Here is a 23,770-nt window from a genome sequence, read left to right on the forward strand (position 1 = left end):
TACATCGCTGCCGGTGGCCCGGTCGTGGCCCGCTACGCAGGCCGGTCGGGTGACGGTTTCATCTGTACCTCGGGCAAGGGTATGGAGCTCTACACCGAGAAGCTGATCCCGTCGGTCAAGGAAGGCGCGGACAAGGCCGAGCGGAACTTCGAGGAGATCGACCGGATGATCGAGATCAAGATCTCCTACGATCCCGACCCCGAGCTGGCGTTGGAGAACTGCCGGTTCTGGGCGCCGCTGTCGCTGACGCCGGAGCAAAAGCACAGCGTGAACTCCTCGACGGAGATGGAACGTCTCGCCGACGAGCTGCCGATCGAGCAAGTCGCCAAACGCTGGATCGTCGCCTCCGATCCCGACGAGGCCGTCGAGAAGGTCAAGGCCTACACCGACGCGGGCCTGAACCACCTGGTCTTCCACGCACCCGGTCACGATCAGCAACGGTTCCTGACCAACTTCCAGAAAGACCTCGAGCCCCGCCTGCGCAAGCTCGGCTGACCGGTTGTGGTGGGTTCTGGCGACCATTTCCCCAGGTGGGAAGCGTCAGAACCCACCACTTTCGGGGGTTACATACGGGAGTAGCGGGCCATCGCGAAGCTGTAGAGGCCGTAGGCGGCGATCCCGATGCCGGCGAGGATCAGCAGGAACTTGCCGAACGGTGCTTCCCCGAGCGTCTTGACCGCCCCGTCGATGCCGGTCGCCTTGGATGGGTCCGAGTTGATGGACGCCACGATCACCAGGATCCCGGCACCAATCAGAACCGCCCCCTTGGCGACGTAGCCGACGACGCCGAGTGGGGTGATCGCCGTGCCCCCGGAGATCTTGAGGTCGTCCAGGAAGTTCTTCGTCACGCCCTTGTAGACGTGGTAGCCGCCGATCGCGATGATGACCAGACCGGCAACCACAAGGACTGCTTTCCCGGCCGTGTTCTCCATGAGTCGTGCCGACAGACCAGAACTCTGCTTTCCGCTGGACTGACCGGAGCCGCGAGCGAACTGAACAGCCGAGAACGCGAAGCCGAAATAGACCACCGCAACGCCGGCGGCTTTTGCCCGATCGAAGAGTCCGGACGCGCCTGAATCGCCGTTACCCGGCTCGGTGGCGTGTGGACCGATGATGGCCTCCGCAACCCGCCACAGTGCCATCGCCAAGAAGGCGACCGCCGCGATCCACAGCATGGCTTTACCGCCGGGACTGCTGCCGAGGGTGCCCAGCGCTCCGGACTGGTCGGCGTTGCCCCCGGAGCCGAAGGCGATCCGGATGATGATGAACGCGATCAGCAGGTGGACCAGCCCGCTCACGATGTGACCGGCCCTGGCCGCCCGTTCGAACGCCGTGCTGTCGGTGGCTTTGTCCACCGCGCCACTCACTCGATTTTCAGACATGGGCACCTCTGACGTGTAGTGATGAGACGGGGCGCGGTCTGGACCTCGTGGATCCCTCAACATTAGTGGGCCTATGGTCGGCTTGGTCACAGGAGGCCGCTCCTGGCTCGACTCACGTGCGCATTGCGCCTACGTTGGGGAACTCGATCAACCGGTGTTCGATCCGCACAGCACGGTCGATCACCATGCGCGTCATCAAGAAGTGAGTCAGTGCCGACTCCGGCGGCATCAACATCTCTCACTCAGGAGTCCCCAGTGCAGTTCTTTCCCCTTCTCGTCGTCCTTCAGGGCATTCTCTTGTCGACGTGGGTGATCTACGGCATGGCCGCGATCATCGTCCGTCGCGCCGACCAGACGCCGCCTCAGGCTGCCTGACGCACGGCGACCCGCTCCCGGAGCAGGTCGATGATCCGCTGCACCGCGGGGTTGTCGCGTACCGCCTCCCGGGTTCGGACGGCGATCGTCCGCATCGGGGTCGGGTTGATCAGCGGCCTCGCCACCAATCCTGCGGGCAGGATCCCGATGCCGAGTCGGGGCAGCACGGTGATGCCGATGCCTGCGGCGACGAAGCTGATCGCTGTCGGGTAGTCGTGCGTCTCGATGTGGAATCCGGGACTGAAGCCCACCACCGAACAGGCATCGAGAATCGATTGCCGGCATGGGCCGCGGGACACGTCGTTGTCGACCCACCGCTCGTCGCGCAATGCTGCGAGTTCCACATGTTCGCGGCCGGCGAGTGGATGGTCCTCGGGCAGGACCACCACATAGGGCTCGCTCAGCAGTTCCTCGACGTCGTATCCGCGCAGCGATGTCGACGCGGCTCCTTCGACGTAGATCTCCACATCGGGGTCGCCCGAAGAATCGTGGGCAAGTTCGACGAGCCGCAAATCGACCCGGAGCCTGGGGAATTCGTGGGTGATCGCGGCGATCACAGGGGGTATCCAGGCTGCGCCCGCCGATGCGAAGTAACTCACGGACAAACTGCCGACTCGACCCGAGCGTAGGTCTGAGACGAGTGATTCGAGCTCCGCCAACCGTTCGAGGACGTGTGCCGCTTCCTCGGCAAGGGTTCGGCCCGCGGCGGTCGTCTCTATGCCGCGACCATGTTTCTCGACGAGGGTGAGGCCGGTTTCCCGTTGCAGGGCGGTGAGGTGCTGGCTGATCGCTGATGGCGTGTATCCGAGCGCAGCCGCGGCGCCGTTGATCGAGCCGGCCGCGACGACGGCCCGGAATAAACGTAAGCGGTGCACATCGAGCATCTGTCAATCGTACAGTCGGACTGAAGTGTCATCAAGAAGTAATCGCTTGTGCTTACGTATGCGAGTCGGCGACAGTGGACCCATGAAAGCCAAGCTCTCGGGCAACCTTGCCGTTGTCGCCGCAGTGATCACCGTGCTGCTGTGGGCCTCGTCGTTTGTCGTCATCCGTTTTGTCGGGGAATCGTTGTCGCCTGGGGCGATGGCGTTCTCCCGTCTGTTGGTCGGGGCGGCGGTCCTGGCGGTGATCGCGGTGCGGTACCGCAGGCCCATCCCGCGGGGTCGGGCACTGGGCCTGGTCATCGGCTACGGACTGCTGTGGTTTGCGGCGTACACGGTGTTGCTGAACTGGGCCGAACAGCACCTGGACGCCGGCACAGCCGCCCTGCTCGTCAACTTCGCCCCGATCCTGGTGGCGATCTTCGCGGGTCTGTTCATGGGCGAAGGGTTTCCGCGACCACTGGTCATCGGGATCGTCATCGCGTTCGCCGGGGTGCTGCTGATCGCCCTCGGAGGTTCCGGCGGCAGCCACAACGACCGACTCGGCATCATCCTCGGCCTGATCACCGCCGTTCTCTATGCGGCGGGCGTGCTCATGCAGAAGGTGGCCCTTCGTACGGTGGACGCGGTCACCGCTACGTGGGTGGGCTGTTTCGCGGGCCTGCTCGCCACCACACCGTTCGCGCCGCAGGCGGTGGGCGAACTGGCCGACGCGTCCGCGGGGGCGATCGCAGGCGTGGTGTTCCTGGGTGTCGGACCGACCGCGATCGCGTTCCTGACCTGGGCGTACGCGTTGTCGCGCACCGACGCAGGCAAGATGGCCGCGACGACTCTCGCGGTTCCGGCGATCGCCATCGGGCTGTCGTGGGTGTTCCTCGGTGAGGTTCCGACCGTGCTCGGGCTGGTGGGCGGCGCCATGGCGTTGACCGGCGTCGCGATCAGCAGGCGCAGGCCCCGGCAACGGACACCCGCTGTCGATGCCCAGGTACCCGAAGCGAGCCCGACCTCCTAATCTTCATGTATGGATCGTGAGCGGATGGTCGACGTCGCCATCGCAGTGGTGGAGAGATTCGGTGCGCGGGCGCTGAGTCTGACGTCGGTCGCTCGGCATGCCGGCGTCGGGAGGGCGACTGCATACCGGATGTTCGGAGGTCGTGACGAACTGGTCCAGGCAATCGTCGAGCGTGAGGTGAGGACTCTCGGTGACCTGATCAAGGAGTGGACGGCCTCCCGGTCCGAACCGGCGGACAAGGTCCGGATCCTCGTCATCAACGTGATGGCGTATATCCGCAAACATGAGGCGCTGCAATACATTTTGCAGAACGAGCCGGAAGAGATCATCACGACCCTGGTCGCCCGCGGGCCTGATCGGGGGACCGATGTCACCATAGTCGACCTGATCGTGGCCAACAGTGTCGGCAACTTCGAGGGAGAACCCGAACTTGAGGCCGCGTTGGTGCCCGATTCGCGTCGGGCCACCGAGCTGATGGTCCGAGTCGTGTACTCGTACATGCTGATTCCGCGTAGCGCGATGTCTGACGAGGACATCGCCGACATGGTGGTGCGCTCGGTGATCCGCTAGTTCCTCCGGCTTCGGCGGGTTTTCCGGTTGCAGTCGGAGGTGGAGGCCAACGTCGGAGGATGTGCGGTTCCCAGGAATCTCCCAGGGTTCGCGCAGCCGTAGCGCAACCGGCGACCCCAGTGTGGTCGCATGACAACAGTGCTGAGCCGGCCCACGGCCGAACCCGACGAAGGGCGACACCGCGCGCCTGATACGCAACCTCGAGAGAGGGTGGCCACATACCGGCTGGGTGCGGCGGGTGCTGCATCTGCTGGGTGCCGCCCTCGCCCTGGTCGCGGCGGCCGGCTGGTGGGTTCTCGCCGTCGCATTGTGGCCGGCAAGCGCGCGCCCATATATCGGCGGCTCGACGGACTACACCGTGATGGATCTCGTGCTCGGCTACAACGGTCTGGGCCGGATCTTCGGCGCCTCCGGTGGTGGCGGAGGTGGTGGCGGTGGCCAGGGCGGCGCAGGATCGAGCTTCGGTGGTGCCACCGGCCTGAGCCGGCTGTTCTCTTCGGAGATGGGTTACGAGATCTCCTGGCTGCTGCCGGTGCGCCGCGGTCCGAATTCGTTGACGCGCAACACCCAAGCCGCGCTGATGCTGTGGTCGGGCTGGCTCGTGGTGACGGCTCTGGTGTTCAGTTACATGAGCGGCACCATCCACCCGTACTACACCGTCGCGCTGGCTCCCGCCGTTGCAGCGCTTGTCGGCATCGGGGGTGTCCTGGCGTGGGAGCTCCGCGGCACGGCGATCGGCCGGCTCGCTCGCCGGACTCGGGGGAGTAGGTACTTTTGCGATCGCGACCGCCGCGACGGCGCACAGTGGTTCGATTCTGATCGCGCTGCTCGAGGCCTCCGACGCCACATGGGCTGCGGCGACCTGCGGATCTGCGGCTGCCGGGCAACTCGAGATCGCCAGCGGCACAGCGGTGATGGCCATCGGCGGCTGGAGTGGGAGCAGCACCGTCTACAAGCTCATATAGCCGGTAGGCACGAAGAGCCCGTGTGGCCCACTATGGTGGGCGGCATGGGCTCTTCCTCGTCGAGCAGCATCTATCTGGCCTCACCCGAAGGCGACACCGGCAAATCGACAGTCGCGTTGGGGGTGTTGCACCTACTGGCTGCCTCCGGAGGGCGGGTGGGGGTGTTCCGGCCGATCTCGCGTACCAACTCGGGCCAGCGTGATTACATCCTGGAACTGTTGATCGAGCACGACTCCACCGATCTGAGCTATGAGGATTGCATCGGTGTCACGTACGACCAGGTGCACGCCGACCCCGACGGCGCGTTGAGTGAGATCGTCACCCGCTTCCATGCGGTCGAGCAGCGGTGCGACGCCGTCCTCGTGATCGGTTCCGATTACACCGACATCGCCAGTCCCTCCGAGCTCAGTTTCAATGCCCGGATCGCCGCCAATCTCCAGACACCGATGCTGTTGGCCCTCAAGGCAGCGGAACGCAGCGAGGCCGAGGTCGTCGGTTTGGCGGAACTCTGCCTGGCCGAGCTGGCCACCAATCACGCCCAGGCGGTCGCACTGATCGCGAACCGTTGTGATCCAGCGCGGCTGGCCCAGGTGAAGGAAGCGCTGGAGTCGGCGACCGGCCTGCCCGCCTGGGCGCTGCCGGAAGATCCGGTGCTGATCGCCCCCACCGTCGGAGAACTGATGGCCGAGTTGGGCGGGGCGATTTACAGCGGCGATCCCGAACTGCTGAGCAGGGAAGCGATGCATGTGATGGTCGGCGGGATGACTGTCGAACACATCTTGGAGCGGCTCACCGAGGGGCTGGCGGTGATCACCCCGGCCGATCGGTCCGATGTCCTGGTCTCGCTCGTCGCAGCAAATGCGGCCGAAGGGTTCCCCAAACTCTCCGGCATCATCCTCAACGGCGGGCTCGAGCCGCACCCCAAGATCGCCGCGTTGATGGAGGGATTGCAGTCCTCCCTCCCGATCATCACCTGTGAACAGGGGACGTACGAAACAGCGCGGGCCGCAGCACATGCCCGGGCCCGGATGAACATCGACTCGGTCCGCAAGATCGATGTCGCGCTCAACCTCATGGAAGAGCACGTCGATTCGGTGGGCTTGCTCGAGAAGCTGCAGCTGCCGATTCCCGAGGTCGTCACGCCGCAGATGTTCGAGTACCAGCTGATCGAGCAGGCCCGCAAGAACAAGAAGCGAATAGTGTTGCCGGAGGGGGGAGATGACCGCATCCTGCGGGCAGCGGGACGGTTGCTGCGGCGTCAGGTCGCCGACCTCACCATCCTCGGCGACGAACGCGCCGTCCGGGACCGGGCAGCCGAACTGGGTATAGATTTGTCCGAGGCCACCGTCATCGACCCGGCAACGTCGGAGCTCCTCGACGAGTTCATCGACACCTACACCGAGTTGCGCAAGCACAAGGGTATGGACAAGCAGCGGGCGCGAACGATCGTGCAGGACGTCTCGTACTTCGGCACGTTGATGGTGCAACTCGGCTATGCCGACGGCATGGTTTCGGGGGCGGTGCACACCACCGCACACACCATCCGGCCGGCGTTCGAGATCATCAAGACCGTGCCGGGAGTCTCGACGGTGTCGAGTGTCTTCTTCATGTGTCTCGCCGATCATGTTCTGGCCTATGGGGATTGCGCTGTGGTTCCCGATCCGACAGCCGAGCAACTCGCCGACATCGCGATCTCGTCGGCTGCCACCTCGGCCCGCTTCGGTATCGAGCCACGGGTCGCGTTGCTCTCGTACTCGACCGGAGAATCCGGCAGCGGCGCCGATGTCGAGAAGGTGCGTGAGGCGGCCAAACTCGTGCGCGAGCGGGCCCCGGAACTGTTGATGGAAGGGCCCATCCAGTACGACGCCGCGGTCGACCCGTCGGTGGCGAGCACGAAGATGCCCAACTCTCCGGTGGCCGGTCAGGCGACCGTACTGATCTTCCCGGACCTCAACACCGGCAACAACACCTATAAAGCCGTGCAGCGCAGCGCCGACGCCGTTGCTGTCGGGCCTGTCCTGCAGGGCCTGCGTAAACCGATCAATGACCTGTCCCGCGGCGCGCTCGTGTCCGACATCGTCAACACCGTCGCGATCACCGCGATCCAAGCCCAGGGGCAACCAGATGAGTGAAGCTGACCCGACCGACACCGTCTTCGTCTTGAACGCCGGCTCGTCGTCGCTGAAATACCAGTTGGTGCGACCGGCATCGGGTGAGGTTGTCGCACACGGTGTGGTGGAGCGGATCGGCGAGTCCGAAGCGCGTGTTGTCCTCGTCCGGGGTGATGACACCAAGGAGTTCGTCGGAGAGATCGCCGATCACCGGGCCGGACTGGCGAAGGCCCTGGAGCTGTCACGGGTGGGAGATCGGGATCTGACGTCCGAAGGCATCACCGCAGTCGGGCACCGGGTTGTCCATGGCGGGCCGAAGTTCTACAAGCCGACCGTCATCGACGACGACGTGATCGAGGCCATCAACGAACTCGAAGACCTGGCACCGCTGCACAACCCGGTCAACGTCCTCGGCATCGAGGCGATCCGGGAGCTCCTCCCGGACGTGCCTTCGGTAGCGGTCTTCGACACAGCGTTCTTTCACGATCTTCCCGACCATGCCGCCGCCTACGCGATCGACAAAGCGCTCGCAGATGCCCACCACATCCGGCGCTACGGTTTCCACGGAACGTCCCACGAGTACGTGTCGCAGCAGACCGCTGAGTTCCTGGGCGCTGACCCGGAGAGCCTGAACCAGATTGTGCTCCACCTGGGCAACGGCGCGTCGGCGTCGGCCATCGAGGGCGGCAGGCCGATCGAGACGTCGATGGGTCTGACCCCACTGGAGGGCCTCGTCATGGGCACCCGCAGCGGCGACATCGATCCCGGCGTCGTGATGTATCTGCGTCGAGCCGCCGGTATGGATGTCGACGAGATCGACGCCGTGCTGAACCGGCGATCCGGGTTGAAGGGGTTGTGCGGGGAGAACGATTTCCGCGCGCTGACCGAACGGGTGGAGGCCGGAGACGCCGACGCGACGTTGGCGTACAACGTGTACATCCATCGCCTGCGCAAGTACATCGGTGCCTACATGGTCACCTTGGGCCGAACCGACGCGATCGTCTTCACCGCAGGGGTCGGCGAGAACGCCGCCAAGGTACGCGCCGATGCGATGGCAGACCTCGAGAACTTCGGGATCCAGCTCGACGCTGATCGTAATGCGGCGAAAAGCCGTGATGCACGGGTGATCTCCACAGACGATTCCGCTGTGACCGTGTTGGTGATACCAACCAACGAGGAACTCGCGATCGCGCGGCAGTCGGTGGAGGCGCTGAAGGCGTCGGGCTAGAACAGTGTGTGCGGACGGACGAAGTTGGCCAGGTCGACGAGTAGGAAACGTTGGGTCCGGTTCATGGTGCCGCGTGCCAACTGTCGCAAGGATCGCTCGCACCCGACGCGCAACCCGTGGTCGTTGAACTTGTAACCGAGGATGTCGCCGCGCGCGGAGGCGTCCGTGGGGGACTGGTCCGGGCGCCGATGGATCCAGCCCAGCGCGATGCCGAGCACCAGGATCACGAGCCGTTGCTTGCGGGGTTCGCTGTCGGGCATCGACTCCAAACGGTGTGCGGCTTCGCGGAGTTGGTCTTCGTGGACCTCGCCGGGGTCGCGGCCGTGGACCAAGGTGAGGATCGATGTGCAGCTCGCGGCGTTGTAGTGGCGGCTGGTCGGTGGGACGTCGTCGAGAGCCTTCACCGCGCCCTCGACGTCACCGCCCGCGTACCGCATGCGCGCCAGGCCGAAAGCTGCGGTGACGATCGCCCGGTCGGTCTGCCAGAGCGACCGATAGTGTTGCAGCGCAACGTCATGGTTGCCCATCAACTCGGCCGTCGCTGCAACGGCAAGTTTGGGCGCCACCTCTCCGGGCATGGCGGCGAGTACGTCGTTGAAGCGTGCGTGCGCTCCGGCGACGTCATCGATCAACAGTGCGCCGAGTCCGAGGAACCACTCGGTCCGCCATGATTTGCCGTGATGCTCGGTGGCCTCGTTCAGCAGGTTGAGTGCGGTCTGTGCCTCGCCGAGTTCGAGATATGCGCGTGCCTCGATCAGGTCGATCTCACGGGACGGGTGATCGTCGGACGGATCGGTGCCGATCACCGACGACAGTCCACCCTCGCGAGCACTGCGGATCGAGTCGAGGGTTTGGGTCGGTTCCGACAGCGCTGTCGAGTTCAGCAGTCCGGCAGCGGGATCGGACTGATCGACGAGCGGTACCGGTAGCGCGGCGACGACATCGGTGGTGTCGAGGGTGATCCGGGCGCGAATCGGTTCGAGTATTCCGTCCACCGGTGCGAGCATCATCTCGGTGCCGAAAGTGGTTCGCTGCGGACTGAACACGGTGGACAAACCGGGCCGTGGGATCCCGGACTTGGCAGCCACGGTTTCGCGCAGCACATTGAGGAGTTGGCCCGCCATCTCGTCCGCGGAGGTGAAGCGTTTGGCGGGATCGGGATGCGTGGCCCGCTGTAACAACCGGTAGAAGGACGGATTCTCCGCGAACAGCGGCACGTCGGCAGGGTCGGGGAGACCGTCGAGATAGCGGCCCTTCTCCATCGGCATGTCCGCGGTGAGCACCGCGAGCGTGCGCCCGAGACTGTAGATGTCAGTGGCGATCTGCGGTCCCGTCTGCACGATTTCGGGGGCCTGGAAGCCGGGTGTTCCGTACAAATGCCCGTACCCGTTGATGGGAGAGACGGCGCCGAGGTCGATCAGCTTGACGTCCTCGCTGCCGATCATGATGTTCTCGGGTTTGATGTCGTTGTAGACCAGGCCGAGTGAATGCAGGTAGGAGACCGCGGGCAACACCTCGAGCAGGTAGGCGATCGCCTGCTCGGGTGGGAGTTGCTTGCGTGGAGCCCCCGAGTCGTCGTCCTGTGACGAGACGATGTCCTTGAGAGTGCTACCGCCGACGTACTCCATCACGATGTATCCGAAGGAGTTGCCCTTCGGGTCGTGGTGCTCGACAAAATTGTAGATCTTGACGATGCCAGGATGGGACACCGAGGCGAGGAACTGGCGTTCGGCCAGAGCGACGGCCTGTGCCTGAGCATCTTTCGAGTTCAGCAGGCCCTTGAGGACAACGGGTCGGTCTGACACGTTTCGGTCGATGGCGAGATAGATCCAACCGAGGCCGCCGTAGGCGATGGCTCCGGAGATCTCGTACTGGTCGGCGACCATCGTCCCTTTGTCCAGCCCGGGGATGAAAGAGTAACGAGCACCGCAATTCTCGCAGTTCCCGCTGAGGGGACCCCGCCCTTCCCCGGACTGGCGAGCAACCGGTTTGCCGCATTTCCAGCACAGCCGTTTGCCCTCGGAGATGACGGGGTCGGTCATGACTGCGTCGGCGGGTTCGATGTCGTGGACCCGGGGTACGTCGACCAGGCCTCCACCCATGCGTCGCCGGCTGCGGGAGCTGCGACTGGTGGGGACCATGAACGTCGGCTGACTGTTCTGGGTGGTGACGGCAGTGGGTTCTGTGAACGCCATGTCCCAGCGCACGGCCTGGGTGCCCACGTCGAGGTCGGCGGGGGTCGCTGCCTGCGTACCGACCTCGGGGTCGTTGTCAGATGTCTTGTCAGTGGTCACGATGGTCGCCTCAGTCCCGGTATTCCGGTTGCGGCGGATAGTATTTCGGTCCGAGGATGGACAGCCAGCGGTCGTAGATGTCGAACCAGGTGCCGTCCTCCCGCATCTTCTGCAGGACGCCGTTCGTGAAACGCACCAGGTCCTCGTTGTCCTTGTTGATCCCGATACCGTACGGCTCCTCGCCGAGGCTCTGCCCCACGACGTGGACATAGGGATCCTGCGCGGCCATACCCGCGAGGATGGCGTCGTCGGTGGAGACCGCGTCGACCTGCCCCTGCTGGAGCATGACCAGGCAATCGGCCCATGACGAGACCGTGTCGACGATCGCATCCGGCACCCGCTGCTGGATGCGGGAGATGGACGTGGTGCCGCGCGCGGCGCAGACCCGCTTGCCGGCCAGGTCCGCGACCCCGTTGATGTTGGAGCTTCGCATGGTCAGGATTCGCTGTGAGGCTTCGTAGTAGACAGTCGAGAAGGCGATGTCCTTGAGTCGCTCACAGGTGACGCTCATCGTCTTGACCACCACGTCCACGGACTCGTCCTTGAGGGCGTCGATCCGATCACCCGATTTGAGGATCTTGAACTCGACGCGTTCGGGGTCACCGAAGATGGCCCGGGCCAACTCCTTCGCGATGTCGACGTCGAAACCTTCGATGCTGCCGCTGATGGGGTCGCGGAAGGAGAGCAGATTCGAACCGATGTCGAGGCCGACCTTGAGCCAGCCCCGCTGATGGATGGTCTCCATCGTGCTGCCCGGGGGCATCTGTCCGACCGGGGGCAGGGGGCCGGGAGTCAGAGACGCGGTCGCATCGCATTCGTCGGTGGCCGGGGTCGGCTCCACCGGGACGTCGCTGGTGACCCCGGCAGGCGCCGGCCAGTTCGCGGTGGCCGAGGGCGGCAGGCTGTCCGGCGCGGCGGCGTGGACGCAACCGGCAAGGGAGGCGGCGGTGAGCGCGACTGCGCCGGCCAGAGCGATGGCACGAGCGCGCATCCGAATACTCATCGGTACTCCCTGATTCGCGGGAACAGCCCGGCCAGCGCCGCGACCGCCGCGGCGATACCCAGCAGCATGATGCCCAATCCGGCGTACCCGATCACGACGCGGGCGGTGTTGATGTCGTCACGGAACGTCTCCCGTGTGTCGGTGATGCCCTCGACCAAAGCCGTGTCGAGTCGGGTGTAGGCCGCTGCCGCACCGTCCGGATTGTCGCCGACGGCAATGGCTGTCGCCCCGTTGAAATCGCCGGCGTTGGTGCGCTCGAGCATGGCCGCGTGCGCGTCACGCCACATGGCGAGCGCCGCGACAGCTTCATCCACCGAACCCTCGGCGACATCTCGGCGTTCGTCGTCGCGGTAGTCGTCGAGTAGTGCGCCGATCTGTGCGGTGGCGTCGGCGTACCCCGCTTCCAGGGATTCCTGATCGCCGCGACGCACCAGCGACAGCGTCTCGTCGGATCGGGCCTGCTGGATCAGGATGCGTGCCGAGGTCAGCTCGCGCAGCGGCGCGGCCCCTCGATTCTCGGCATTGCTGGTGGCGTTCACCGAGAGGAGACCGCCGACCAACAGCCAGAGCAACCCGATGACCAAGAACCCGACGCCACTGAGCAGTCCGACGTTGAACCGGCGGCGACTGCGGCGGGCGACGTAGATGTGCGTACCGATCATGACGGCGAGCACCAGGACGAGAGCGATGTAGACACCCCAGGGCGGGCTGGTGAAGTTGGTCCGCGCGTCGCCGATGGCGTCGGCCCGCTCGGTGTACAACCGTTCGGCCGCGGGCAGGATCGTCGACTGCATCATGTTCGACGCCTCACCGAGATACGCGGAGCCGACCGGGTTGCCGAGGCGGTTGTTGATGCGAGCGGATTCGATGAGTCCGGTGTAGACCGGGATCTGTGACGAGAGGATGGTGAGGTCCTCGCGGATCCTGGCGTTGTCGATCGACGCACCGCTGACCGATTGGACGAGAGCCTGCCCAGACGTCGCGATCGCGTCGTTGTAGCGTTGCCGCAGTTCGGCCGGTTCGAGCCCGCCGGATATGAACGCGGTGTTGGCTGCGGCGTCGGCGATGGACAGCGAGCTGTACAGAACCTGTGAGGCCTCGGCAAGGGGTTCGGTCTCGACGATCATCCCCTCGAGAGTGCTGGTGCGATCGTCCAGCGTGTCGGAGGCGTACCAGCCGACCGTCACGCACGAGATCACCAACACGATCGCCAGCAAGAACAATTTGCCGGGGCTGGTCCACGCCAGCTGCCGCATGTTCGTGAAGGGATTCTGGGCGCGTTCGCGGGTCAGGACCATCAGTTCGCGCCGCGTCAGTGGAGCAGGCCGATCGGCCCCGGCCCGCCGGAAACGGTACCCCTCGGCTCTGTCGGCACGCATGAGCCGGGTACGCAAAGAGGTTGCGTTGCCGCCGGTCACACGATCCCTTCTTCCCGGAGTTCGCCGGTTGCTCAGGGTCTTACCTGAGAGGATGTTTTGTTGCTGAAACCGACATTACTGCGAATGCAGGTACACCAGTGACAGTGCGGCACCGTGTCACCACGTCGGTCCAAGTAGCGTGAGGATCGAGAACGGTTGGCCTGGCGAGGAGGTGCCGCGTGCGTGGCGACGGCGACGGATGGGTTTTCGACGCGGATGGATCGCGGTATTGGGGTCGACACGGCGCTGCCGGCTTGCTCCTCTTCACATCTAGTGAAACGAGCGCAGCGCTCATTCTGTTACAGCACCGTGCGGTCTGGAGTCATCAGGGCGGCACCTGGGCGCTGCCCGGCGGGGCGCGCGACTCCCACGAGAGTGCCGTCGACACCGCCACCCGGGAAGCCGACGAGGAGGCCGGCATCGCGGACGCCGAGCTCACCGTCCACGCCGAACTGGTGACTCACCGAGCGCCCAGCGGCTGGACCTACACGACGGTCATCGCCGAGGTGGCGGCCCCGCTGGCGACGACGGCCAACATGGAGTCGGTCGAGCTGCGCTGGGTGACCCCCGAGGAAGTGGACGGGCTCTCGCTGCACCCGGCGTTCGCGGCGAGTTGGCCCGAACTGCGCGCACAACTCATCGGGCTGGCCGGCGCGTGAGTCCGGTTGCGGGGCCGCGGTTCAGCTGAGCCGGTTGGCTGCCGCGATCAGCGCGCCGAGTGCGGACTCTTCGCCACCCGGACCGTTGCCCATCGACCAGCTCCGTCGTTCATCTCGCTCACAGAGCAGGAATGTCGCGACCCCGCCCGCGTGCGGGTACTGGTGCAAGCTGATGATCTCGACGCCCGAACCCAGCCGGTAGAGCATGTCCGACAACGCAGCGATCGAGCCTGTCGCGGTCGCCGTCAGCGAGGCGATCGTGGTGCCGGAGGCGATGGTCGCCTGGCACTCGAGCAGATCATGGCGCGTACGCGAAGCGGTCCAGGCGCCCAGCCGGATCGGGCCGGTGGCCGGAGCGTAGGTCTCGGTGAAGGTGGACCAGCTCATGCCGGTCGACTCGGCGCGCAGCGCGGGCGGGAGCGGGGTGCGAAAGTGCGAGGCACAGGAATCGAAACGGGTGTCAGGTGAGGTGAGAGTGTTCATGAGAGCGGTCTTCCGATGAGATGAGGATGACCAGCAGATAGCACGACGGCCCGCAGCGGGGGGCCGGTCGGATCAGACCCCGCTACGGGTGCGTACTACGAGAATTCGCTTCATGATCGCTTCACCATAGACCTCAGGTTTTCGGTGACGCAAGCAGCTTCCGCCGCAGTCGTTCTGCCGCTGCGCGAGGATCATCGGCCGCGGTTATGGCCCTGACCACCACGATCCTGCTCGCGCCTGCGGCGACGACGTCAGGGAGCCGGGCCTCGTCGATGCCACCTATCGCGAACCACGGCCGTTCGGTGGCCAGCGCCGCGGTATCGCGGACGAGGTCGAGTCCCGGTGCCGGCCGGCCGGGTTTGGTCGGCGTCGGCCAGCACGGTCCGGTGCAGAAGTAATCGACCCCCGCAGCTGTCGCGGCGGCGGTGGCCTCGGAGGTCGCATGGGTGGAGAGTCCGACGAGGATGTCGTCGCCGACGATCGTGCGGGCGAGGTCCACCGGTAGATCGTCCTGACCCAGATGGAGTACATCGGCGCCGGTGAGCGCGGCGATGTCGGCGCGGTCGTTGACCGACAGCAGGGCGCCGTGCCGTGAGGCGACCTCCGCCAGTGCACCGAGCAGGTCGATCTCCTGCGCGGCCTCGAGTGGTCCGAACTCGCGTTCGCCCGCCGAGCCCTTGTCCCGGAGCTGGATGACGTCGACGCCACCGGCGAGCGCCTGATCGGCGAACGCGATCAGATCTCCGCGTTCGCGGCGGGCGTCGGTGCAGAGGTAGAGCCGGGCTTCGGCCAGGCGAGCGCTGCGGGTGGAACGGGCGATGGGAGTCACGAGGTCAAAATGTACCGGCGTACCCTCGAAGCCAGTACACACACGGGTGCTCGAGGGAGACGTCGGGCTGAGATCGGGACGCGAGCCGTCCAGAGACCGTTACACCTGATCCGGGTAATGCCGGCGAAGGAAGGAGGTGGGATGAAAACCCTCGGGGTCGTCGGCGGCGCTGTCATCGGCTTGTCCTGCGCGCTTTACGCTGCCGAGAATGGTTGGGAAGTAACGGTTTTCGAACCCGACGAAAGTTCTGCGGCGTCGCGTGTCGCGGCGGGCATGCTGGGCATCGCAGGGGAGAGCCGTACCGGAGAAGACACGTATCTGGCGTTCGCCGAACAGGCGATGTCCCGGTGGCCCGCCTTTCTCGAGCGGCTCGGCGACGACGGTATCGTGGCCGCGTCGTCGAGCCTGATGGTCGGCGTGGACAGCGCCGATGTGGGTGAGCTGACAATGGTCGCCGACTGGCTCGCCGGCCGCGGGCACCCGGTGAAACCGTTGACCGGCAGAGACATTCGTGCACTGGAGCCGACCGTCTCACCCCGGATCCGCAGCGGTTTCTGTGCCTCCGGCGAGCTCGCGGTGGACAATCGACGGCTGCTGCAGGTGCTGTCGGATCGGGCTTCGGCAGCAGGGGTGCGGATCGTCCGATCGCAGGTCGCCGACCTCGCCGACGTTCCGGGAGACCAGGTAGTGCTGGCGGCAGGTGTGGGCTCTGCGAGGTTGTGGCCGGGCCTGGGTGTCTATCCGTCGAAGGGCGAGATCTTGCGGTTGGGCTGGGCGGCGGGAGCGCTGCCGCCACCGGAACATGTTGTTCGCGGCCGGATCAACGGACGAGCCGTCTACGTCGTGCCGCGCCACGATGGAGTCGTGGTGGGGGCCACGCAGTACGACGGCGGCGACGACCGGTTGCCCGGCGCGGGCGGGGTCGCGGATCTGTTGAGCGACGCCATCGAACTCATGCCGCCACTGAGGGAGTACCGGTTGCTCTCTGCGGAGGCCGGTCTGCGCCCGGCCACACCGGACGGGATGCCGCTGATAGGCCGTCTGGATGAACGCACCGTGGTGGCCACCGGGCACGGCCGCAACGGCATCCTGATGAGCGCCATCACCGCGGAATTGATCACAGAGGTGCTGGCGGGCAGGACCATTGACAATCCGTCGATCGATGCAGGGAGAAGACGGTCATGAACGTGATGGTGAACGGCGAACTCACCGCGATTCCGGAGGGTGCGACGGTGCGGTCGCTGCTGGGACAGCTCGACCTACCCGATACCGGTGTCGCCATCGCCATCGACGACACGGTACGCCCGCAGTCGTCGTGGGATTCGGAGCTCGGCCCGTGTGAACGCATCGAGATCCTCACGGCGGTACAGGGTGGTTGAGGCAGCGGAGCAGAGCTCGATCGGTATGGTCGACGCGCTGGTCATCGGGGACCGAGAGTTGTCGTCGCGGTTGATCACCGGCACCGGCGGAGCGGCGAATCTGGCTGTTCTGGAGGAGGCATTGGTCGCCTCGGGCACAGAACTGACGACGGTGGCGATGCGCCGCGTCGACTCAGGTGGCCGCACCGGGGTCCTCGACCTGTTGCGGCGCTTGAACATCGATGTCCTGCCCAACACTGCCGGGTGCCGATCGGCGGCTGAAGCGGTCCTCACGGCACAACTGGCACGCGAGGCACTCGGAACCAACTGGGTCAAGGTCGAGGTCATCGGTGACGAGCGGACGCTGTTGCCCGACGGTGTGGAACTGGTGGAGGCCACCACCCGGTTGGTGGACGACGGGTTCGTGGTGCTGCCCTACTCGAACGACGACCCGATCCTGGCGCGCCGGCTCGAGGACGCGGGCGCCACGGCCGTCATGCCGCTGGGGTCACCGATCGGCACCGGTCTGGGCATCATCAACACCCACAACATCGAGATGATCGTCGCGGGTGCCGGTGTGCCGATCATCCTGGACGCCGGTATCGGCACCGCCAGCGACGCCGCACTCGCGATGGAACTCGGCTGTTCGGGGGTCCTGTTGGCCTCGGCGGTGACCAGGGCCGCGGATCCGCCACGGATGGCTGCGGCGATGAGGTCCGCGGTGATCGCGGGCCGGCTCGCGTACGGAGCGGGGCGGATACCCAAACGGTTCTGGGCGCAGGCGTCCTCTCCCGCGCTCGAAACGTAAGTGGTCGGGCGCAAGATCAACCGCAAGGATGAGGCGTCGGTGCGTGGTGCTCTGGCACACTGACCTCCATGATCAGTGTTCAGGGATTGACAAAGGTCTATGGAAAGAATCAGGTGGTCAGCAATCTGACCTTTGATGTGAAACCCGGTGTCGTCACCGGTTTCCTCGGGCCCAACGGGGCCGGGAAATCGACGACGATGCGCATGATTCTCGGACTGGACCGGCCCACCTCGGGTGTGGCGACCATCAACGGCGTCACGTATCAGCAGTTGAAGAACCCGTTGACGCAGGTCGGTGCGTTGCTCGACGCCAAGTGGGTCCACCCGAATCGCAGCGCCCGAAGTCACCTGCGCTGGATGGCCGCCGCGAACGGCATCCCCGCACATCGCGTCGACCAGGTGCTGAGCGATGTCGGCCTCACCGAGGTGGCGGGCAAAAAGGCAGGCGGGTTCTCGCTCGGTATGTCGCAGCGGCTCGGGATCGCCGGTGCCCTACTGGGTGATCCCGGTGTCCTGCTGTTCGACGAGCCGGTCAACGGTCTCGATCCGGAAGGCATCGTCTGGATCCGAAAGTTCATGCGGGCGTTGGCCGATCAAGGCCGGACGGTCCTGGTCTCCAGCCACCTGCTGACCGAGATGTCCCTCACCGCAGAGCATTTGGTCGTCATCGGGCGGGGTCAGCTCATCGCGAACTCGTCGGTCAAGGACTTCACCAGCAACGCACAGGTCACCGTGCGAGTGCGGAGCCCACGGCTCGGTGAGCTGCAATCCGCGCTGGCATCGGCCGGTTTGCGGTCGGTACCCCTGCCCGACGACGGCGCGGGTCCCGCGCTGAGCCTGGAGAACGTCACCACCGATCAGGTCGGTGACATCGCGGCGGCCAACGGGATCGGTCTGCACGAACTCTCGGGCAAGACCGCCTCCCTCGAAGAGGTGTTCATGTCGATGACCGCCGGTGCGGTCGAGTACCACGGCGACTCGTCGATGGCGTACAGCGCGCAGCAGCAGGCCCCGTACAGCGCCCAGCAGCCTCCGTACGGTGGTCCGCCGCCGGGTCAATCGCCGCAACAGCCGAAGCAGTTCGGGGGAGGACACGCCTGATGTTGACCAATACCATTGCAGCCGAACGAATCAAGCTGATCACCACCAGGTCGCCCTACTGGTGTGTCGGCATCGTCATCGTCTTGGGGATCGGGCTCGCCCTCATCTTCGGATTGGTGACGAACGGCGAGAGTACGAGCGCAGACACCAACGTTTCCGACTACGTGATCGGTGTCACCGGATTCGGCATCACGGTCTTGATGATCATGGCCGTGCTCGCGGTGACGAGCGAGTTCAGGTTCGGCACCATCAGGACCACCTTTCAAGCCGTGCCACAGCGGTACAACGTCCTCATCGCCAAAGCCGTCGTCTACGGAGGCCTGTCGGCGGCGATCACGTTCGTGCTGACACTCATCTCACTGCCGATGGGCAAGGCGCTCTCGGGTAGCGACGTCGACCTGCTCGGCTCACACGCCGTGCGGCTCTACTGGGGTGTCCCGGTCTACGCGTTCTTCGCGGTGCTGATCGGGCTCGGGCTCGGCGCACTGATCAGGCAGACGGCAGGTGCGATCGTGATCCTGCTGGTGTGGAGCCTGGTGTTGGAAAACGTCCTGTCGGCCATCCCGAAGGTCAGCGACGTCGCCGGACCGTTGATGCCCTTCCTCAACGCCAACCACTTCATCGACGGCCGCGAGTACGGATTCGACTGGTGGTGGAACGAATACGGATCGCTGCTGTACTTCGTGGTGATCTCCGCGCTCATCTTCGGTGCCGCCGTCTTCGTCACCGATCGCCGCGACGCCTGATCTGTCCTACACACACCCACCCGTTCCGGGCACACCCAGCAGCTGCAACACCTGGGTGTTCCTGGGGCGGGTGGTTTTGTGTTCAGACCTCGAGCCGCCACAGCGGGTTGACCGGGCCATGTCCTGCCCCGAGTGCGTAGGCCACGGACAATGACCTGGTGACCCAGGCCTTCGCGAACCGGACGGCATCAGGTACCGAGAAATCGTGCGCCAACGCGCATGTGATTGCCGCGGCCAAGGTGTCACCCGCGCCGTGATCGTGCCCGGTATCGATTCGCGGAGCGCTCAATTCGGTGAACTCGGTTCCGTCGAACAGCAGATCGGGGCTACTGGTGCTCCCTCGCAGATGTCCGCCCTTGACCAGGGCCCACTGCGTCCCGAGCGCGTGGAGTTCGCGGGCGGCAGCCTCCTGGGTCGCCCGATCGATCACTTCGATCCCGGTGATCAGCCGGACCTCGTCGAGGTTCGGGGTGATGATGGTGGCGATGGGGATCAGGCGTGTCTTGAGAGAATCCATGGCCTCGTCCGCCAGCAGCTGATCGCCGTGCATCGAGGCGCAGACCGGGTCGACGACCAACGGGATCGCGCGGCCGGCCCCGAGGCCGACCTCCGCCGCGGCGTCCACCACCGCGTCGATGATCGCCCCGGACGCAAGCATCCCGGTCTTCGCTGCCCCGATCCCGATGTCGGAGATGACGCTGCGCATCTGCGCGGCCACCACCTCGGGCGGGATCGGATGGAAACCGCTGACACCCAGGGTGTTCTGCACGGTCACCGCCGCGACGGCGACGGTGGCGTGGACCCCGCAGAGCGCCATGGTCCGCAAGTCCGCGTTGATACCGGCGCCGCCACCGGAGTCGGTCCCCGCGATGGTCATCACCCGCACCGGGGTCTGGCCCAGGGGTACGCGCGGCAGCAACGGCACAGGTGCCTCCGCGCGTCGGGCTCCGGCGTGGTCGCTCATGTCGCGGCGGCTGTATCGATCTCGGCGAGTGGCAGATACACCGTTGCTCCCTTGTCCTTGAACTCCTTCGACTTGGCCGCCATGTCAGCGGCCAGCTTGCGGTCGATGTCTTCCTGGGTGACGAGGTCGTGCTCGCGCGCGTACTCACGGACATCAGCAGAGATCCGCATCGAACAGAACTTGGGTCCACACATCGAGCAGAAATGCGCCGTCTTCGCGGGCTCGGCGGGCATGGTCTCGTCGTGGTACTCCACAGCGGTGTCCGGATCGAGCGCGAGGTTGAACTGGTCGTTCCAGCGAAACTCGAAGCGAGCCCTCGACAGAGCGTCGTCGCGTTCCTGTGCCCTGGGATGCGCTTTGGCGAGATCGGCGGCATGCGCGGCGATCTTGTAGGTGATCACGCCGACCTTGACGTCGTCGCGGTTGGGCAGACCCAGATGTTCCTTCGGCGTCACGTAACAGAGCATCGCGGTCCCGGCCTGGGCGATCATCGCTGCCCCGATCGCGGAGGTGATGTGGTCGTAGGCCGGTGCGATGTCGGTGGCCAGCGGCCCGAGCGTGTAGAAGGGCGCCTCTTCGCACAACTCTTCTTCGAGCCGTACGTTCTCGACGATCTTGTGCATCGGGACGTGCCCGGGTCCCTCGATCATCACCTGCACCCCAAAGGCTTTGGCGCGTTTCGTCAGCTCGCCGAGGGTGCGTAGCTCGGCGAATTGCGCGGCGTCGTTCGCGTCGGCGATGGAGCCGGGGCGGAGGCCGTCGCCGAGTGAGAAGGTGATGTCGTAGCGGGCGAAGATCTCACACAGCTCGTCGAAGTGTGTGTAGAGAAACGACTCCTCGTGGTGTGCCAGACACCACGCCGCCATGATCGAACCGCCGCGGGAGACGATGCCGGTGACGCGGTTCGCGGCGAGCGGAACGTATCGCAGCAGCACCCCGGCATGCACGGTCATGTAGTCGACGCCCTGCTCGGCCTGCTCGATCACGGTGTCGCGGTACATGTCCCAGGTGAGCTTCACCGGGTCGCCACCGCATTTCTCGAGTGCCTGGTAGATCGGGACCGTGCCCACCGGCACCGGCGAGTTGCGCATGATCCATTCACGGGTTGCGTGGATGTCCTTGCCGGTGGACAGATCCATGATGGTGTCGGCGCCCCATCGCGTCGCCCAGACCATCTTTTCGACCTCTTCGGCGATCGACGACGACACCGCCGAGTTGCCGATGTTGGCGTTGACCTTCACCGTGAACGCCTTGCCGATGATCATCGGCTCGGACTCCGGGTGATGGTGGTTGACGGGGATGACCGCGCGGCCCGCCGCCACCTCCGACCGTACGAATTCGGGACTCATCCGCTCGCGTGCGGCGATGTACCGCACTTCGTCCGTGATCAAACCCGCTCTGGCCCAGGCCAGTTGAGTGCTGGCGCCGTCGATGGGGGCGAGGCGGTTCCAGCTGTCGCGGGTGCGCGGCAGACCTGCCTCGAGGTCGAGATGGGGGTCTGCGTCGGTGTAGGGCCCGGACGTGTCGTACAGGTCGAGGTGCTCACCGTTCGACAGGTGGACCCGGCGTCCCGGCACCCGCAGGTGGTCGATCTGCTGGTAGGTCTTCGAACTACCCCGGATCGGTCCCGTGGTGATCGGGGTCTCGCGTTTGTCGGGTCGAGCTCCGCTCCGCTTCGTCTCGCGATTGTCGGGTCGAGCTCCGCTCCGCTTCGTCTCGCGATTGTTGGGAACAGAATTCGATACGTCGGCCATGTGCTTCTCCCTACGCCGGCATTACCCGGTCAGGTTCATCCGGTCGACGGCCGCCTGCCGTCATCTCAGCCCTCGGTTCGCGAGAGCCCCCGTGCGTGTGTGCTTACCGAACGCAGCCTACGCCAGCGTCAGGTGAGTTGTGCCACGAGTGTGCGTTTGTCGATTTTTCCCACCGCGGTGACCGGTAGTGAACGCACCACCCGCAGCTGGTCGGGTTGCTTGAACGTCGCGAGCCCGCGGTCGGCCAGAAAGGCCCTGACCGCGGGTAGGTCGGGTGCCGAGTCGTTGGTGACGATGGCCGCGCAGATCTTCTCCCCGAGGCCCGGATCGGGCAGGCCGACGACGGCGGCCTGCCGAATGTTCGGGTGAGCCAACAGGTTCTCTTCGACATCGTCGGCGGCGACGTTCTCGCCGCCGCGGACGATGGTGTCCTTGATGCGCCCGGTCACCATCAGATGTCCCGAGGCCAGCCTCCGCACCCGGTCCCCGCTGCGGTAGTAACCGTCGCCGGTGAACGAGCGCGCGTTGTGGTCCTCGGCGCGGTAGTAGCCACGAATCGTGTACGGGCCGCGGACCAGCAACTCGCCCTCAGACCCGTCGGCCACGTCGACACCGTTGTCGTCGACGATCCTCACATCGTCGAGATCGCTCATCGGCCTGCCCTGGGTGCGGGTGACGACCTCGTCGGCGTCGTCGGCCCGCGTGTAGCAGATGAGCCCTTCCGCCATGCCGAACACCTGCTGCACAGCGCCGCCGAACACGGCGTTGGCGGCGATCGCGTCGGGTTCGGCCAGCTTGGCCCCGCCGACCTGGAGGAGACGCAGTGATGAGATGTCCGCGGGCTCCCATTCGGTGGCAGCGGTCCAGACCTGGGCCAGCGCCGGCACGAGTGCGACGACGGTGACGTGATGTTTCTCGATGAGGTCGAACGTGTTGTCGGGGGACGGGTTGTCGGTGAAGACGGTGTGCCCGCCCACCGACAGGACGCCCAGCAGTCCTGGGCAGGCGAGGGGGAAGTTGTGGGCGGCGGGGAGGGCGACGAGGTAGGTGTCGTGCGCGGTCAACGCGGCGATCTCGGCGCTGCGCTGCGCGTTGAACCGGTAGTCGTTGTGGGTGCGTGCGATGAGTTTGGGTAGACCGGTGGTACCACCGGAGACGAGAAACAGGGCAGGCGCATCGGGGTCGGGTGCGGGTACGTCCCGCAGAGACTCGGCGTCACCATCGGGCAACGGGGAGAACTCGGCGGGGTCACCCGTCACGAAGATGTTCTGCACCGCGGGCTCCCGGGTGACCAGTTCGCGCGCGAGGTCGCGGTAGTCGAAGTCCTTGCTCTCGTCGTGGCAGATGTATCCGACCGCGCCGGCCGTGTGCGCGAGGTGAGCGATCTCGCTGATCCGGTGCGCGGGCAGAGTCATCACCGGGGCCATGCCGCCGCGGAGCAACCCGAACAGGTTGATCGCGAACTCCACGGAGTTCTGGTTCTGCAGGATGACGCGGTCACCCGCGCGGAGTCCGGCGTCGAGGAAACCCGCGGCGCGGGCCTGCGCGGCGCCGACGAACTCTTGATACGTCAGGGTCCGGTCGGCATCGGACACCGCAGCCGCCTGTGGACGAGTATCGGCCTGGTCCCACAGCACCCGCCACAGCGGTAGGTCCAGCCATAGACCGAGGTCGCGGTAGCGCGCGGCGGCGGGACCGGGGTGATCGGTGAAACCGCTGGTGAGATCGCCGAAAGAGGTGACGTCAGGCATGCGTTGATTCCTCGCTGGGGGGCCTACGGGGTTGGCCGGGGCCGAAGTCGGCTCCGGACCGGCGTCGCTTCGCCACAAG

21 protein-coding genes and 1 riboswitch are annotated in these 23,770 nt (G+C 65.7%); of the genes, 11 read left to right on the forward strand and 10 right to left on the reverse strand.

The window, feature by feature from the left end; all coding sequences use genetic code 11:
- Window positions 1-495: LLM class flavin-dependent oxidoreductase (locus tag J3S28_RS18375; RefSeq protein ID WP_207842194.1), on the forward strand; the 495-nt coding region annotated here is incomplete at its 5' end.
- 68 nt (window positions 496-563) lie between these two features.
- Here J3S28_RS18375 and J3S28_RS18380 read toward each other — a convergent pair.
- On the reverse strand, window positions 564-1,382 hold the full coding sequence (locus J3S28_RS18380; RefSeq protein WP_207842195.1) for a DUF1206 domain-containing protein: 819 nt from the start codon (window positions 1,380-1,382) through the stop codon (window positions 564-566).
- A gap of 362 nt (window positions 1,383-1,744) precedes the next feature.
- Window positions 1,745-2,641: a LysR family transcriptional regulator gene (locus J3S28_RS18385; protein WP_207842196.1), complete on the reverse strand. Its 897-nt coding sequence runs from the start codon at window positions 2,639-2,641 to the stop codon at window positions 1,745-1,747.
- Window positions 2,642-2,723: 82 nt separating this feature from the next.
- Between J3S28_RS18385 and J3S28_RS18390 the strand changes: the two genes are divergently transcribed.
- From J3S28_RS18390 to J3S28_RS18405, 4 genes are all read left to right on the forward strand, one after another.
- Complete coding sequence (locus J3S28_RS18390) at window positions 2,724-3,650, forward strand: DMT family transporter (protein ID WP_207842197.1); 927 nt, start codon at window positions 2,724-2,726, stop codon at window positions 3,648-3,650.
- Between the two features lie 9 nt (window positions 3,651-3,659).
- The gene (locus J3S28_RS18395) at window positions 3,660-4,220 is read left to right on the forward strand and encodes a TetR/AcrR family transcriptional regulator (RefSeq protein WP_207842198.1); all 561 of its coding nucleotides are present in this window, start codon (window positions 3,660-3,662) and stop codon (window positions 4,218-4,220) included.
- Between the two features lie 997 nt (window positions 4,221-5,217).
- Window positions 5,218-7,317 (forward strand): phosphate acetyltransferase, encoded by a 2,100-nt coding sequence (gene pta / locus J3S28_RS18400; RefSeq protein WP_372436033.1) that lies wholly within the window; start codon window positions 5,218-5,220, stop codon window positions 7,315-7,317.
- Window positions 7,310-8,524 carry an acetate kinase gene (locus J3S28_RS18405; protein ID WP_207842199.1) on the forward strand — a complete coding sequence of 405 codons (1,215 nt, stop codon included), beginning with the start codon at window positions 7,310-7,312 and terminating at the stop codon, window positions 8,522-8,524. Before pta ends, J3S28_RS18405 begins: the two co-directional genes overlap by 8 nt.
- On the opposite strand, the gene J3S28_RS18410 is transcribed toward J3S28_RS18405, so the two are convergent.
- From J3S28_RS18410 to J3S28_RS18420, 3 genes are read right to left on the reverse strand one after another with little or no spacing between them, the layout of a single operon-like run.
- Complete coding sequence (locus tag J3S28_RS18410; RefSeq protein ID WP_307797247.1) at window positions 8,521-10,818, reverse strand: serine/threonine-protein kinase; 2,298 nt, start codon at window positions 10,816-10,818, stop codon at window positions 8,521-8,523. The two genes, J3S28_RS18405 and J3S28_RS18410, sit on opposite strands and share 4 nt — an antisense overlap.
- A 10-nt stretch (window positions 10,819-10,828) precedes the next feature.
- Window positions 10,829-11,821, reverse strand: coding sequence for a glutamate ABC transporter substrate-binding protein (locus tag J3S28_RS18415; protein ID WP_207842200.1), 993 nt, complete (start codon window positions 11,819-11,821; stop codon window positions 10,829-10,831).
- Window positions 11,818-13,200 carry a GlnX family signal transduction membrane protein gene (locus J3S28_RS18420; protein ID WP_207842452.1) on the reverse strand — a complete coding sequence of 461 codons (1,383 nt, stop codon included), beginning with the start codon at window positions 13,198-13,200 and terminating at the stop codon, window positions 11,818-11,820. Before J3S28_RS18420 ends, J3S28_RS18415 begins: the two co-directional genes overlap by 4 nt.
- Window positions 13,201-13,418: 218 nt before the next feature.
- Between J3S28_RS18420 and J3S28_RS18425 the strand changes: the two genes are divergently transcribed.
- Window positions 13,419-13,898 (forward strand): NUDIX domain-containing protein, encoded by a 480-nt coding sequence (locus tag J3S28_RS18425; RefSeq protein WP_207842201.1) that lies wholly within the window; start codon window positions 13,419-13,421, stop codon window positions 13,896-13,898.
- Window positions 13,899-13,919: 21 nt separating this feature from the next.
- Here J3S28_RS18425 and J3S28_RS18430 read toward each other — a convergent pair whose 3' ends face one another.
- Window positions 13,920-14,381: a hypothetical protein gene (locus tag J3S28_RS18430; RefSeq protein WP_237341780.1), complete on the reverse strand. Its 462-nt coding sequence runs from the start codon at window positions 14,379-14,381 to the stop codon at window positions 13,920-13,922.
- Between the two features lie 133 nt (window positions 14,382-14,514).
- Window positions 14,515-15,201 (reverse strand): thiamine phosphate synthase, encoded by a 687-nt coding sequence (gene thiE / locus J3S28_RS18435; protein ID WP_207842454.1) that lies wholly within the window; start codon window positions 15,199-15,201, stop codon window positions 14,515-14,517.
- Between the two features lie 41 nt (window positions 15,202-15,242).
- A riboswitch (TPP riboswitch) is annotated at window positions 15,243-15,361 on the forward strand.
- Between thiE and thiO the strand changes: the two genes are divergently transcribed.
- From thiO to J3S28_RS18460, 5 genes are all read left to right on the forward strand, one after another.
- On the forward strand, window positions 15,352-16,395 hold the full coding sequence (gene thiO / locus J3S28_RS18440; protein ID WP_237341781.1) for a glycine oxidase ThiO: 1,044 nt from the start codon (window positions 15,352-15,354) through the stop codon (window positions 16,393-16,395). Its footprint overlaps the riboswitch before it by 10 nt.
- On the forward strand, window positions 16,392-16,589 hold the full coding sequence (gene thiS, locus J3S28_RS18445) for a sulfur carrier protein ThiS (RefSeq protein ID WP_207842203.1): 198 nt from the start codon (window positions 16,392-16,394) through the stop codon (window positions 16,587-16,589). Before thiO ends, thiS begins: the two co-directional genes overlap by 4 nt.
- A gap of 25 nt (window positions 16,590-16,614) precedes the next feature.
- Window positions 16,615-17,376: a thiazole synthase gene (locus tag J3S28_RS18450; protein WP_207842455.1), complete on the forward strand. Its 762-nt coding sequence runs from the start codon at window positions 16,615-16,617 to the stop codon at window positions 17,374-17,376.
- Window positions 17,377-17,444: 68 nt separating this feature from the next.
- Window positions 17,445-18,476, forward strand: coding sequence for an ABC transporter ATP-binding protein (locus tag J3S28_RS18455; RefSeq protein ID WP_207842204.1), 1,032 nt, complete (start codon window positions 17,445-17,447; stop codon window positions 18,474-18,476).
- Window positions 18,476-19,222: an ABC transporter permease gene (locus J3S28_RS18460; protein ID WP_207842205.1), complete on the forward strand. Its 747-nt coding sequence runs from the start codon at window positions 18,476-18,478 to the stop codon at window positions 19,220-19,222. The genes J3S28_RS18455 and J3S28_RS18460 overlap by 1 nt, the downstream gene beginning before the upstream one ends.
- Before the next feature lie 82 nt (window positions 19,223-19,304).
- On the opposite strand, the gene thiD is transcribed toward J3S28_RS18460, so the two are convergent.
- From thiD to J3S28_RS18475, 3 genes are all read right to left on the reverse strand, one after another.
- Complete coding sequence (thiD, locus tag J3S28_RS18465; RefSeq protein ID WP_207842456.1) at window positions 19,305-20,147, reverse strand: bifunctional hydroxymethylpyrimidine kinase/phosphomethylpyrimidine kinase; 843 nt, start codon at window positions 20,145-20,147, stop codon at window positions 19,305-19,307.
- Window positions 20,148-20,182: 35 nt separating this feature from the next.
- The gene (thiC, locus tag J3S28_RS18470; RefSeq protein ID WP_237341783.1) at window positions 20,183-21,940 is read right to left on the reverse strand and encodes a phosphomethylpyrimidine synthase ThiC; all 1,758 of its coding nucleotides are present in this window, start codon (window positions 21,938-21,940) and stop codon (window positions 20,183-20,185) included.
- Window positions 21,941-22,068: 128 nt separating this feature from the next.
- Window positions 22,069-23,691, reverse strand: coding sequence for a (2,3-dihydroxybenzoyl)adenylate synthase (locus J3S28_RS18475; protein WP_207842206.1), 1,623 nt, complete (start codon window positions 23,689-23,691; stop codon window positions 22,069-22,071).
- Window positions 23,692-23,770 lie beyond the last annotated feature (79 nt).

This window comes from Williamsia soli, from assembly GCF_017377795.1.
Taxonomy (GTDB): domain Bacteria; phylum Actinomycetota; class Actinomycetes; order Mycobacteriales; family Mycobacteriaceae; genus Williamsia; species Williamsia soli.